This window comes from Enterococcus ureilyticus (assembly GCF_001730315.1).
GTDB lineage: Bacteria > Bacillota > Bacilli > Lactobacillales > Enterococcaceae > Enterococcus_L > Enterococcus_L ureilyticus.
The window spans coordinates 177,939-191,990 of sequence record NZ_MIKC01000039.1 but is presented as its reverse complement, the minus strand read 5'-3'; the positions used below and the strand labels follow the sequence as shown (position 1 = coordinate 191,990).

Here is a 14,052-nt window from a genome sequence, read left to right as displayed (position 1 = left end):
GCATCATTGTTTTTCACAAACTTGTCAAAAAGTTTGTGCAAAACGAACAATCACTTGTTCTTTTACACAAACAATTTACATTTATTTCTAATTTTTATAAATCATTAATGCAGCTTTAACGGCTTCACCTTTAACAATATCCGCACCATAATAATTAAGCGCACCTTCTAAAGCCGATAATACATGAAGTACATTCGCTTTTCTGCTGCTATAGCCCATATTGCCGATACGCCAAACTTTCCCTTGAAGCGCACCAAAAGACGATGCAATTTCTACTTCGAATTCATCTAGCATCAATGAACGAACTTTTTCACCATCGATTCCTTCTGGAATCATGATTGGTGTAACTGTAGGCATTTTTGTGGATAAATCTCCATAAAAACCTAAACCCATAGCTTTGATCCCCGCAATAATTGCTTGATCATTCTGAGCATGACGAGCGTATACCTGATCCATTCCTTCCTGAATCATCATTCTCAATCCTTCATGTAAGCCGTAAATCATGCTTGTCGCTTCAGTATGATGATTGATTCGTTCTTCACTCCAATAGCGTTGTAATTGACTTAAATCAAGGTAATTACTGCTGATATGATTATCATTGCGGATGTCTTTACTTAAACCTAATTCTTTTTGATAGCGACTAGTCAATACTTTTTCTACGCGGTCGTTATAAGTGATCAAAGACAAACCAGAAGGCACACTCACACATTTTTGCGTTCCTGCAATTGCGATATCAACGCCCCACGCATCCACTTCAATAGGAACGCCACCGTAAGTTGCCACCATATCTACAACGAAGAAAACTTCGTTTGCTTGGCAATATTGTCCGATTTTTTCCATTGCTTGCATTTGTCCATTTGCAGTTTCTCCATGAACCATTGCAACAATTTTTGGTTGGAATTTTTCAATTTCCTTAATCACCGTCTCTTGATCGAATGGTGCATCCCATTCTTTTTCAAGATAATGGATTTCAGCCTGAGCTCGCTCACAAATTTCTCCTAAAAGATAAGCAAATCTTCCATAAACTGGAATCAAAACCTTATCTCCTGGTTCGATCAATGCAATCAAAGCAGCTTCTAATCCAGAACGTGACGTGCCATCAACTGCAAAAGCTTGCTTATTTTTAGTACCGAAAGGAATTTTGATCATTTCTTTCACTTCATCCATAATTTTTAGAAAAGCTGGATCAAACTGTCCTAAAATCGATGCAGACATTGCTCTTAATGCCACAGGATGAGCCTCGACTGGTCCTGGTGTCATGATTGTTCTATTTGGTACTGATATTTCTGAAAACATAACTATTCCTCTTTTCCGTTTTAATTTCATCCTACCTTTATATCAAAAAAAGTCATTGGCACATTTGAATAAAAAAATTGAATTTTCGGTCATTTCGTACAAACCTTTCTTGAATCTGCATACGCTATCATTTAGAATAAAGATAGACTAAAAATACAATACGATATAAACTGATAGTTAACGTAATTTATTGATGTCATATCTAGCTTCAAGAATCACTCTATCGAAAAAAGATGAAATACGCTTGTGTCAAAAATCGACACATTCGTTTTTCCCTATTTTTCAGTCGAGTCTTTACGAGCTCATTCAGCTTTTATATTAGGAGGAAATCCATTGACTACTTTAGAAGATTTATTGAAAATACCAAGATTTTCCGATCTAAAATTATTAACACATCCGACAAAAGCTAATACGATTGTTGAAAGTATCGAAATTTCTGAAACGCCTGATGTGGCAGGTTTTATTCCTAAGAAAATTTTTCTTTTAACAACTGCAATGGTCTATAAAGAGAATCAAAAAGAATTGATCACCTTGATTGATTCTTTAAAAGAACAGGAAGCCGCTGGGATTGGTATTAAAGTCGGTCGCTTTATCGAAACAATTGATCCTGAGGTGGTCGCTTATGCAAATGAAGTTGATTTTCCAATTGTTCAAGTTCCAAGCACTCAGCCTTTAGGTGGTCTATTACATCAATTGCTAAACTATTTGTGGGATACAAAGACAGAGCAATTAAGCTACGCTTTAGATATCCAAAAACGCTTTTCTAATCTATTGATTCATGATGTAAGCATCGCACGTTTTGTCGCAGATTTTGGAAAAATGATCAATACACCAGTGATTTTACTTAGTCCTTATCGTAAAGTTATCGCTCATTCGAAGCACTTTACGCAAACATCAAAACCTGCAGAGTATTATGTTGAACAGCTTATTAACAAATATGATTGCTGGAGCGAGGACAGTCATGCTTCATTTGTGATCAAAGATTTAAACCAGTCTACCTTGCAGATTGCTGGATTTCCAGTGACTGTAAATAGTTATTTCCCGCACTATCTGCTTGTTCTAAACCCCGAACAAGTGCCCTATCCAATGTCAGAATTTGCAGTAGAACAAGCTGGTCTCGTTTTATCCTTTATGCTGTACAAAAACCAAAAAATCCAAGAATCGCTTGATTTTCTTAAAAGTGATTTTCTAGCTCAGCTGGTTGAATACCAACAGACACCTCATCAAACCAGACGTGATTGGCTTGATCTTGGAGCAAATTATGGTTTAAAGAAAAGTACGCAATATCAAATTGTATATGCAGTTTGTAGTCAAACTACAACAACTGCTACCAAAATCAAATACCAACAAGAAGAAAGCGATGTCGCTTTTCAATGGTTGCAAGAGACATTACCATTAAGAATCAAACATATTAGTATTTTCAAAGTAAAAAATACGAACCATCTCGCGATTCTAATTCAAAGTAGAGTGGATGATTTAGAGGAAATTTTACAAGAATTATCTTTAGAATTATCTGAAAAATTGCCCATTACTTTAACATTTGCTTTAGGAAATTTATATGAAACGATTGAACAGATCGCTAGTTCCTTTATCGAAGCCAAAACAGCCTATGAAGAAATGCTGACGATGACAAGCAGCATACTAACGCACCGCTATCATCCCAAGGGAATGAAAAGCTTATTTGAAAAAATGAGTTTAGAAGATATTCATTATTTCTGTGAGAGTACTTTAAAAGAACTGGCCTATCCTGTTGAGGATTCGTTCATTGAACTTCGTAAAACATTACAATGTTACTTGAGTTTTCAATGCGAGATTTCAAAAACGGCGAAAGAAATGTATTTACACCGTAATACCATCAAATACAGAATCGATCACTGTGCTAAACTCCTAGGTAAAAGTATTCAAGATCCAACAAATAGCTTGAATCTACGCTTAGCGTTAGAATTGTCCGAACGATCAAATCAGCATCAATAACGAAAATAGAAGTTGGAAGAAACCAGATGATTTCTTCCAACTTCTATTTATATTTTTTTATCCTGTGATTCTTGTTCCCGCTCTACCTAATAACGCTTGATCAGCCTCTTCCAATGAGCAAATAATCGCAGTTTTTCCTTGTGCAGCAAAACCAATTGCAGCTTCCATTTTTGGTCCCATGCTGCCATCAGCAAAATGACCTTCATCCATATATTGTTGTGCTTGTTTGACAGAAATCGTTTCTAGTTTTTCTTGATTTTCTTTACCGTAATTGATATAAACATTACTCACGTCTGTTAGCATCATAAAGACATTGGCATCAACTTGTTCTGCTAGCTTTTTACCTGTACGATCTTTATCAATCACCGCTTCGATTCCTTTTAACAACCCATCTTGATCACGAACAACGGGAATTCCACCGCCACCACCTGCAATCACGATTGTATTTCGGCTTAATAAATGAACGATTGCATCTACACCATGAATCGCTTTTGGTTGCGGTGAAGGAACGACACGACGATAGCCGCGACCAGCATCTTCCATCATTACCCAGTTTTTTTCTTGTTCCATTTTTTTCGCTTCTGCTTCTGAATAAAAAATTCCGATTGGTTTGTTCGGATTATTAAAAGCTTCATCTTCAGCTGAAACCTCAGTTTGAGTAAGTAATGAGATGACGTTACTTGTTAATCCTTTTGTTTCCAACGAATTTTTCAAACTTTGTTCTAACATATAACCGATAAACCCTTGTGATTCTGCATTACAAACGTCTAAAGGAAACGGTGGAACGATATCTTTGGCTTCTTCATTTTGTCTTAAAATATTCCCAACCTGTGGACCATTCCCATGTGTTAAAACGATTTCATAATCAATTTCTTCTATTTTTGCTACCAGCTCAGCGCTGACTTTAACATTCTCTAATTGTACCTCAAGTGTTGCCTCTTGATTTGGTTTTAAAATTGCATTGCCTCCCAATGCGATCACGACACGATTTGCCATAAAAATCCTCCTTCAATTAATGCTTAGTAATTTGATTGTAGTGATTAAGCCTGCTAATAAATCAACACCAGACGTGTGTCCGACTGACAGAATTGCTCTAACGTTCTTTTCAATTTGTTCTTCGCTGCTATCGATCGTTAACGAGCCAACTAAATGAAGAACAGGTTCACTAAAACGAGCTGATAATGCGCATAACAAATAGTGCTTGCTGATATCTGTTGTTAAAGACTGTTCTGACAACAGTTCAGTAAGTAATAGATTATTCAAACTATCATTTTCTTGTTCTAATAAAAATCTTGCAGCAAGGTGGCCAACAATCATATCATCGCCAGAAGGCGTTAAGCCCATCCCTCTACCCAAAAGAAATTCTAATCCTAACTTTTGTTGTGAATCTGCTTTTGAACACAGCTGTTTTACAGCCTGGCTAAATGGCTCTTTTGCTGCTATAAACGCAACTAAAGTATTTTGACTGCCCGTTTTTTCTTCTAATTTATCTACACATGAAAATAGCTTTTCTTGACTTTCAATTCGCATATCTGCTGATTTTTGCATAACAGAAGAATAGCGCTTAGCATGCATCAAGAATAAATGATTGCGGGAAAATTGAAGTGTATTTTGACGCCAACTTATTCCTTCTCCAATGTCAATCGCTGCCAATAACGCTAAAAAGTCAGTTTTTTCTATATAAATACCATTTGGCATAAAAGGATAGTCAGTGGTCGTAATGACCACTAACTGTTTTTTCCTTTCGTCTTGTATATTGAAGCTATTTTTGTATTTACTGTGAACCTGCCATTTTTCTTGTTCAGCGTCACCTGTCACCAAGAGCGCTTGATCTATAAAACTAGCATTAATAAACAATTGTTTTCACCTTTTATTCTGTAAAACCTAATTTTTTCGCATAGGCTAAAACTGCTTTTTCAAAACAGTCGATTGGCGGCGTTACAGTGCCTGCTCCGATTTGACCTAAGCCTGCTTTTTTATTGGCGATCCCTGTATTGATTACGGGAAGAATTCCTGTTTCTACCACTTTTCGTGCATCGATTCCTAAACAAATTCCTTTAAAGTCCCATGTTGGAACTGGGAAATTTGGATTTGTATCAATACAAATTTCTGTCATCTCATTACTAGTATTCAATGCATCGTAGAATCCGCCTGAACCTACAAAACGAGTTACAGCAGGTGCTGCGATCATCGCCATACCACCAACACCAAACGTTTCAGTGATAGCACTGTCTCCCATATCAGGAGCCGCATCTGCTTCACTAAATCCAGAGAAATATAAGCCTTGAGGTGTATTGACTGGTCCTGTAAACCATTCATCCCCCATACCAGCAATACGAATACCAAACTCATATCCATTTCTACACATTGCCGTTACGATTGTTCCTTCTTGAATTTGTCTTGCACCATCCATGACAGCTTTCGCTGATGCCATCATGATGTTTAAGAAGAATTGATCGGTATCTGCTAAAAATTGAACAACTTCTTCACGCTTCGTTTGGTCAATTTCAGTCAACCCAACGATGATTGGGGCCATTTCTTTCAAGAATGCTAATGATGCCGCAATGTTACGTTGATGGAACTCATCTCCCATAGCAATTGCTTTGGCAACTAATACATTGATGTTTAAGCCATCTTCTTTTGTTTTCAATGCTGCACTTAAAACAGGAGCTAAAGTATCTCTCATCCATCTTAAACGAGTGATTACTTCGTCAGAATATGCACCAAAACGTAGTACCGCGCCGATTCCTTCGTTCATTGTACAAAAAGCACGGTTACCGTCAGTTTTATTTTCAACAACTAAGACTGCCATGTTTCCTGAAGTGATACCACCCATTGGTCCAACCGCATTTACGTGATGACACGGAATTAATTTTACTTCACCAGATTCTAGCAATTTTCTGGCTTCTTCTTCTGTTTCACACCATTCTTCAAATAAAACTGCACCTACACAAGCGCCTTGAATTGGATCGACCATTTTATCGTAAGTAATTGGAGGACCTGCATGTAATAGGACTTTTCCTTCATTCAATTCTTCGATCACTGAATTTGCTGGGACTACATCTAATAAGAAAGGAGAACCAGCAACGATTTTTGCTGCTACCGCTTGGTTTGCCTCATCGATTGTTTTATATGCCATTTTGATTTTCCTCCGTTAAAAGCTGAATGAGCTTGATCAGCTCCGACTGAAAAATAGGAAAAATAGAATGTGGTGCTTTTTACCACAATCTAATTTTATCTTTTTTCTGAGGAGCTAGCTCAGTAAGCTGGATAATTTATTTAGCTAATGCTACTTTATTTAAGAATTGTAATGCTTTTTGCAGTGTAATGTTTCCGCCTGCAACTGGTTGCCAATCATATTGAACTACTTTACCACCATGGTTGATGATGGCTTCTGAGAAGCTACGTAGGCCAACGTTGATAAATCCTTGATTTGTTAATAAGGCTAACATCGCTTCTGTTGGTTCAATTGCAACTGGATTCACTGCCGGTGCTGCTTCGATTGCTTTATCTGTTTGAGTCAATGGATGATCTAAAATAGCTAATGCTAAACGTACTGCTTGTGCATTACTATCGCAAAGGATCACACCAGCCTCTTTCATGATCGTTTCTTGTCCATGAATATTTTGAGGATCTTCGTCTGTCCCTACAATCGTACCGATCACAAATAATTCTCTTCCATCAGAGGCCGCTTGAGCTTTGATCTCTTTGATGGTTGGTGCTAGTTCTTGCGCCATGTTGGCATGAGAACCATAACCTAATACAACATCTAAAAGAATGATTGCCGTTTCAGGATCTTGGCCCGCTTCTTCTAACATTTCTTTGCGTTTTGTTGGATCGATCATTGGATGAGGTTTTCCTTGTGTATAAACATCGTCACCTAAGTCAATGATTTCATGACCTTGATTTTGTAAGATAAAGCCTTCTGGTGCATGTTCGTCACCTGTTAATGCTAAACCTTCTTTGATCAACATTGCCGCTTCATAAGCAAGCGTTCCGCCAGAATATAAACCTTTAACATATTTTTGTTCAGGTTTGAAAGAATGAGCAGGAACAGTTAGTGTTTCTTTTACAGTTGTAACCGTTTCTTTATTTAATAATTGAACAGCTGTTTGAGCGGCTTCTTCTAATGTATAGGCACGATAAAGATTTTCTTCATGAGATGTTGGTTTTTCGCCTAGGAAAATCGTTACAGCAGGTTTTGAGATGCTTCTTAAAAGATTTAAGACTTCATCACGAACTTCTGGTGCAGGTGGTTTAGAGATCACAACAACCACTTCTGTGTTAGGGTCTTTCTCTAATGTCATAATACTGTCTTTTAAAGTGATTCCGCCAATTTCAGCTTTTAAATCACGTCCGCCAGTCCCGATTGCATTCGTCACACCGCCACCTAATTTGTGGATGATCGTTGTTACTTCTTGAATCCCTGTTCCAGAAGCACCAACAACACCGATTTTCCCTTTACGAACAGCATTTGTAAAGGCTACAGGAATACCATTGATAATCCCAGTTCCGCAATCTGGTCCCATTAATAAAAGACCTGCATCATGTGCTTTTTCTTTTAGACGTTTTTCATCTTCAATAGCAACATTATCACTGAAGCAAAAAACATGTTTGCCTTCATCCAAAGCTTTTTCAATTTCAAGTGCTGCATGTGTTCCTGGAATAGAGAAGACAACCACGCCTGCATCTTTCCCAAGTTCAAAAGCTTTGTCCCAAGTTTTAACAACTTCTTCACCTGAGGCATCGCCGCCACCTTTTGTTTGTTCTTCTAAAAATACATCGATTTCAGTTAAAACTTGGTCGATCAATGAATCATCTTCAATATCTAACACGATTACCATGTCATTTGAAGAAGCTTTTTCTAACTCATCTGTGTATAAACCACCTGTTTTAAAGATGTCTTTATTTGCAGGTGTCCCCATCATAACGGAAACATTGTGAACACCCTCGATTGTATTTAATTTGTTGGTTAATAGCATCAATACGATTGAATCTTGATAGCTATTTGCTTTAATAATTGTATGCAGCATTGAAATTCCTCCATTTGATTAAAAGTGTAACGGACTTACTATGTTTCGACTGAAAAATAAGAAAAATCGACTATGCCGTTTTTTGTCTCATTCGGTTGCTATCTTTTTTTGCAAAAAGATTATTCCGCAAACTTATTTTTGTGATCATAACGATCATAATGAATGTCATCACTGACTAGATATTCGTAAATATCATCTACGATTTCAATTCCATTTTCTTCATAATTTTTTTCACGTGCGCGCCCTCGTTCACCTGGATAATTAACCTCAGTAAAACCAGGACTCGGGCTGATTTCTTTTAATTCATCTAACATTGTTGAAATATTCTTTTTAAATACATCTAAACCAATGAAGAAATCTGGATTGATCACAATATGAAGCTGGCCTAGTTCACGACCTTTCGATAAATCATGATACATGGAAGAAACGTGTTTGCCAAATGGCACGCCCAGTAGAATACCAGATAAAACATCTACCATCATCATCAAACCATAGCCTTTAGGTCCCGCAATTGGTAATAAAGCATTCACAGCTGTCGAATCTGTTGTCGGATTCCCTTTAGCATCTACTGCCCATGTATCTGGTATAGCTTCTTTTTTAGAACGAGCATGTAAAATTTTCCCCCATGCTTGAACAGTTGTGGCCATATCGAACGTTATAACACGGTCATCATTGCTAGGTGCTGCAAAGGCAATTGGATTTGTGCCAAAGTAAGGTTCACTTCCTCCAAATGGCACAACCATTGGGTCAGATTGGCAAACAGAAAGAGCGACCATATCTTGTGCTGCGGCCCTTTCTACATAATAGGCAAGCGCTCCGCTATGAGAGATGTTACGAACTCCTACAACAGCGACACCATTTTTCTTGGCCATTTCAATCGCTAAATCCATTGCTTTTTCTGCTGCTACAAAACCAGAACCGTTATCGCCTTCAAACATACCACAGCTAGGAGCTGTTTGGTTAAAAGAAAAAGTAGGATCATTCGTGATACCGCCTTTTGCTATTCTTTCCGAATAATATTCCACGCGCATTGCACCGTGGGAATGAATTCCTCTAGCATCTGCAAAGGTTAACACATCACTTACGATTCCTGCATGTTCCTCTGATAAACCAGCTTTCTGTATTTTATCTTTGATTAGTTGATGTAAATCCGCTTTTTTTACTCTCATTTTAAAACGCCTCCTTTTATTATCGGTAACAACGTTGCGCTTCGCTACACCTTGTACTTTTTAACATAAGTTCATTTCATTCACTGTGTTTCAAAGCAAAAGCGAAGCGGGCTCGTTCAGCTTCGACAGAAAAATAGGAAAAATTGACTGAGGTGCTTTGGGCCTCATTCAATTTTTATCTTTTTTCCGAGAAGCTAGCCCGCGTAGCTAGATACCATACGACAACAATTCTCCGCTTCGCTAATACTTATACAAACCAAACAACATTTTCGTGAAGCATCATAGTTCAACAAATTTTATTTTTTCTCACCAAATGCATTTGTATTTTCATATCGATCAAAATGAAGAGTATCACTCTTTAAATAGTCGTAGATATCCTTAACGATGTCGATACCATCTGTCATTGATTTTTCATAATTGAGTTGATTGATTTCTCCTGGATAATAGACTTGTTCAAATCCATCAGCTGCGGGAATTTCATGTAACTCTTCTACCATACCGTTCACAGATTCTTTGAACATCTCTAAATCAGTGAAACGTTTTGGATCGATCAAAATATACATTTGACCCACATTACGTCCTTTGCTTATATCGTCATACATTGAAGAAACGTGTTTGCCAAATGGTAAGCCTAAAAGCATACCAGATAAAATATCTACCATCATCATCAAACCGTAGCCCTTTGGTCCAGCAATCGGTAATAAGCCATTGACTTTGTGGGGATCAGTTGTTGGTTTACCGTCTTTATCAACTGCCCAGGTATTTGGAATATCTTTATTTTTAGAACGGGCATCTAAAACTTTTCCCCATGCTTGAACAGTTGTTGCCATATCGAAAACAACTGGATCATGACCTTGCCTAGGTGCTGCAAAGGCGATTGGGTTTGTCCCAAAGTAATTTTCTTTGCCACCAAATGGGACAACCATCGGATCAGATTGGCACATTGCAATAGCTATCAAATCTTGTTGCGCTGCTTTTTTTACATAGTAAGACAGTGCTCCGCTATGGCTGATTTTAGAAATCCCAACAGCCGCAACGCCAGATTTTTTTGCCATATCAATCGCATAGCCAAGTCCCACATCCGCAACAAATTGCCCTGCACCATTTTTTCCATGAACGATTCCTGAACTTGGTCCAGTTTCTTCAAACTCAATCTTAGGATCAAGCGTTACGCCGCCTTTATCGATTTGTTCTGCATAATATTCTACCCTAACGGCGCCATGTGAGTGGATGCCGCATGCATCTGCAAATACCAAATGTGTCGCCACTTCATCTGCATGTTCTGGCTTTAAGCCAGCTGTCATTAATTTTTTTTCAATCAAATCATGCAATTCTTCTGGTTTCACTACAACAGTTTCATTCATTCTTAAACTTCCTCTTCATCAAATTAAATTTCTGGATCACGGTTGCAATCTTTTGAATAAACATACATTAAAGGTTCATCACGTCCTACTGCGTAAGCTGCTTGTTGCACGTATGAACTCATAAAGATATAATCTCCTTTTTCGACTGGCATCCACTCATTATCTAAGTTATACATGCCTTGTCCAGAAAGTAAATAGGCGCCATGTTCTTGATAATGCGTTTCGATATAGCCGTGACTTGCTCCTGGTTCAAATGAAAGGATGTGGAAGTTCATATCAAAACCTAGATCTTTCGGTAAGAAATCCCATAAAAGAACGTCTTTCATGCCTTCGTATTCGATTGGCTCCATGTCATTTACATTGCCGACTACTTTGTGTGCTTCATAACCTTCTAATGGTTGGTAACGTTTTTTGTATAAGAAAATTTCTGTATCAGCATCTTGACCATTTTCTAGATACATTAACGTGCTGGCTGGTAAATATGCATAGCCGCCTTTTGTTAGTTTGTGTGTTTCAGTACCATCATTGACATTTAAAACACCGTCGATCACATAAACAATTGTTTCAACACCTTCGCCACCGAAGCCACGTTGATTGTTGCCATCTTTGTGTATTGTAATGATATAATCAACAAAATTGGCTCCTAATTGTTTTGACCCTAAAATCGAACAATCACAATTTTCAAAGCCAGGAATCACATTATTTACTAACCCATCATGTGGAATCAATGCATAATTATTTTTTTTGATAACGGCTCTAGATGATAATAATCCATCAAGATAGCCCGTTTGATTATTTTTATAACCCATTTCTATTTCTCCTACTTTCTCTTATTTATAAGCTAATTCATATAATGTGCTAGCCAATACTTTTACACCATTGACTAAATCATCAATATCAGTAGCTTCAGCTGGATTATGGCTGATACCATTGATACTTGGTACAAAAATCATTGCTGTCGGAAAGTTTGGCGCGATGATTTGAGAATCATGTCCAGCTCCACTATGCATTACTTTGTATTTCATATTTTCAGCTTTAGCTGCCGTTTCGATTGCCGTTACGATTTCTTCATTCATTGGAACTGGCGCTTCATCCATCCATAAGTCAATGTCGATTTCTAAACCGTGTTGCGCTGCAATATCTTTCATCAATTGTTCAATTTCTTGGGTAAAGGCGTGTAGCTCACCGCTGTCTGTATGGCGGCAATCCATTGTAAATAACACTTCACCTGGAACCACATTTACTGTATTTGGTTTGGGTTCAACCTTACCGAAGGTCAATACTAACGGATCCCCCACTTCTAAAGCACGATCGATTGCTTGTGAACAGATCTTCGCAAAAGCATACACTGCATCTTTACGATACCCCATTGGTGTTGTACCAGCATGGTTTGCTTCACCTTTTAGAACGATCGTATAACGTCTTTGACCCGCGATGTTATTAACAACACCGATTTGTAATTGTTCTTTTTCAAGGACAGTTCCTTGTTCAATGTGGATTTCTACAAAAGCTTTGATATCATCTCTAGCTGCTTTGCTTTCATCTCTAAAGTCAAAACCGTGACGTTGCATTTCTTCTACAAATTTCAACCCTTCAAAATCAGCGATTTCAATAACGTCTTCTTTTTTCGCTTCTCCGACAAAGTTTTTACTACCCCAGAATACTGTTGGGAAACGACTGCCTTCTTCTTCAGCCATTGAAATGACTTCTAAAGAACGTTTCGGTTTACCATGTGTTTCTAATAAATATTGGATTGCAACGTACGCTGCAATGACCCCAAATTGACCATCTAAGTTACCACCGTTCACAACGGTATCAATATGTGAACCTGATAAAATGGTTTCTTCTGGATGCTCTGTACCTTCTACTCTACCAAAGAGGTTACCGATCTCATCAAATGAAGCGGTCATGCCGATAGCTTCCAATGTTTCTTTCACAGATTTTTGTGCTTCCAACCAGGAATCAGAATACAATAAACGGGTCATTCCGCCTGTTGGGTCGTTGCCAATACTAGATAAGTGATCGATATTTTCTTGTAAAACTTTTTTTAAATCCATTTGATACATCTCCCTCTTTTATTATCATAACCATTGTAAGCGGTTGCCAGTTTTCATACACTATCCACATTTCACAAATCAGCTCCTATCTTTGTGCGCTTTAAACATAAAGACTAGAGCTATTTGGGTTAAAATAGAAATAAGTTCGTGAAATTTTTAAAATTTACAGGTTAATTCTTTGAAAAAATGATAAAATGCCCTTAAGAAAAAATACCTATTGCTGCAAAACAAACCTGTCCAATTTTTAAATGAGGAGGATCATTATGTTAAAACAAGAATTTTGTTATAGTCAATTCGATAATTTGAAATTATTTATGACCTATTACTCAGCTCAAAACAATTGTCAAACAAAAGCTACATTACTTTACTTCCACGGTGGTGGCTTGCTTTATGGACAACGAGATGATTTACCAGAAGTTTATTGTCAGCTTTTAACAGAAAATGGTTACAACGTATTGACCATTGATTATCCATTAGCACCTGAAGTCAAACTGCCAACTATTGTTAGTTATTTAAAAGAAGCAATTGATTGGTTCTTGAAGCATTATCAAACGACACTAGGTCTAGAACATTCGGATTATTTCTTGTTTGGACGTTCGGCTGGTGGTTTTCTGTCCTATCTATTATCTGCTCGTTATCCTTTCCCAGAGCAAAAAGGACTGATTAGTTTTTATGGCTATTATGATCTGATGAGTCCTTCATTTAGTCAGCCTAGCAGTTATTACAATCAATTTCCTAAAATAGCCCCTTTGGCTGCCCAAGAGTTGATCTATCCTAACCCAATCGCAGAAGTTTCAATTAATGAACGTTTTTCACTTTATTTATCTGGTCGGCAATTTGGTAACTGGTTAAGTTATCTCGTCAGCTCACCTAGTGAAAAAGAAACATTCAGTTTAACTGATACTGAGCTTGCTGAACTTCCACCGGTATTTTTGGCTCATAGTTCAGCGGACCAAGATGTCCCAGTTGAACTATCACGTATTGCTAGCAGCAAAATCCCTAATGCCACTTATGAAGAAATTGAAGCTCTTCCTCATGATTTTGATGGAGACATTACTAAAAACGAAGGATTGCAAGCTTATCAAGCGTTAATCCTATGGCTAGATAAAACATTGAGCACTACTTAATTTTAACATAATCGTTTCATTCTTTAACTTAA

Annotated in this window: 11 protein-coding genes; 2 read left to right on the top strand and 9 right to left on the bottom strand. The window is 37.5% G+C overall.

The window, feature by feature from the left end:
• Nucleotides 1-87 precede the first annotated feature (87 nt).
• Nucleotides 88-1,296, bottom strand: coding sequence for a pyridoxal-phosphate-dependent aminotransferase family protein (locus BCR24_RS13535; protein WP_069641045.1), 1,209 nt, complete (start codon nucleotides 1,294-1,296; stop codon nucleotides 88-90).
• Between the two features lie 333 nt (nucleotides 1,297-1,629).
• Here BCR24_RS13535 and BCR24_RS13530 point away from each other — a divergent pair, with 333 nt between their 5' ends.
• Nucleotides 1,630-3,270, top strand: coding sequence for a PucR family transcriptional regulator (locus BCR24_RS13530; protein WP_069641044.1), 1,641 nt, complete (start codon nucleotides 1,630-1,632; stop codon nucleotides 3,268-3,270).
• Between the two features lie 57 nt (nucleotides 3,271-3,327).
• Here the strand turns inward: BCR24_RS13530 and arcC are convergent, their stop codons facing one another.
• The 8 genes from arcC to allC form a co-directional block, all read right to left on the bottom strand.
• Nucleotides 3,328-4,266 carry a carbamate kinase gene (gene arcC / locus BCR24_RS13525; RefSeq protein WP_069641043.1) on the bottom strand — a complete coding sequence of 313 codons (939 nt, stop codon included), beginning with the start codon at nucleotides 4,264-4,266 and terminating at the stop codon, nucleotides 3,328-3,330.
• Between the two features lie 12 nt (nucleotides 4,267-4,278).
• Entirely contained in the window at nucleotides 4,279-5,127 is an 849-nt protein-coding gene (locus BCR24_RS13520) for an oxamate carbamoyltransferase subunit AllH family protein (RefSeq protein ID WP_069641042.1), read from the bottom strand.
• A 13-nt stretch (nucleotides 5,128-5,140) separates the two neighbouring features.
• Entirely contained in the window at nucleotides 5,141-6,409 is a 1,269-nt protein-coding gene (locus BCR24_RS13515; protein WP_010765722.1) for a YlbE family protein, read from the bottom strand.
• Between the two features lie 136 nt (nucleotides 6,410-6,545).
• Entirely contained in the window at nucleotides 6,546-8,303 is a 1,758-nt protein-coding gene (fdrA, locus tag BCR24_RS13510; protein ID WP_069641041.1) for an acyl-CoA synthetase FdrA, read from the bottom strand.
• Between the two features lie 119 nt (nucleotides 8,304-8,422).
• On the bottom strand, nucleotides 8,423-9,472 hold the full coding sequence (allD, locus tag BCR24_RS13505) for an ureidoglycolate dehydrogenase (RefSeq protein ID WP_069641040.1): 1,050 nt from the start codon (nucleotides 9,470-9,472) through the stop codon (nucleotides 8,423-8,425).
• 296 nt (nucleotides 9,473-9,768) lie between these two features.
• Nucleotides 9,769-10,836 carry an ureidoglycolate dehydrogenase gene (gene allD, locus BCR24_RS13500; RefSeq protein WP_069641039.1) on the bottom strand — a complete coding sequence of 356 codons (1,068 nt, stop codon included), beginning with the start codon at nucleotides 10,834-10,836 and terminating at the stop codon, nucleotides 9,769-9,771.
• Between the two features lie 23 nt (nucleotides 10,837-10,859).
• Nucleotides 10,860-11,645 (bottom strand): (S)-ureidoglycine aminohydrolase, encoded by a 786-nt coding sequence (gene allE / locus BCR24_RS13495; protein WP_069641038.1) that lies wholly within the window; start codon nucleotides 11,643-11,645, stop codon nucleotides 10,860-10,862.
• Nucleotides 11,646-11,666: 21 nt separating this feature from the next.
• Nucleotides 11,667-12,893 carry an allantoate deiminase gene (allC, locus tag BCR24_RS13490; RefSeq protein ID WP_069641037.1) on the bottom strand — a complete coding sequence of 409 codons (1,227 nt, stop codon included), beginning with the start codon at nucleotides 12,891-12,893 and terminating at the stop codon, nucleotides 11,667-11,669.
• 263 nt (nucleotides 12,894-13,156) lie between these two features.
• Here allC and BCR24_RS13485 point away from each other — a divergent pair, with 263 nt between their 5' ends.
• Nucleotides 13,157-14,020 carry an alpha/beta hydrolase gene (locus tag BCR24_RS13485; protein ID WP_069641036.1) on the top strand — a complete coding sequence of 288 codons (864 nt, stop codon included), beginning with the start codon at nucleotides 13,157-13,159 and terminating at the stop codon, nucleotides 14,018-14,020.
• Nucleotides 14,021-14,052 lie beyond the last annotated feature (32 nt).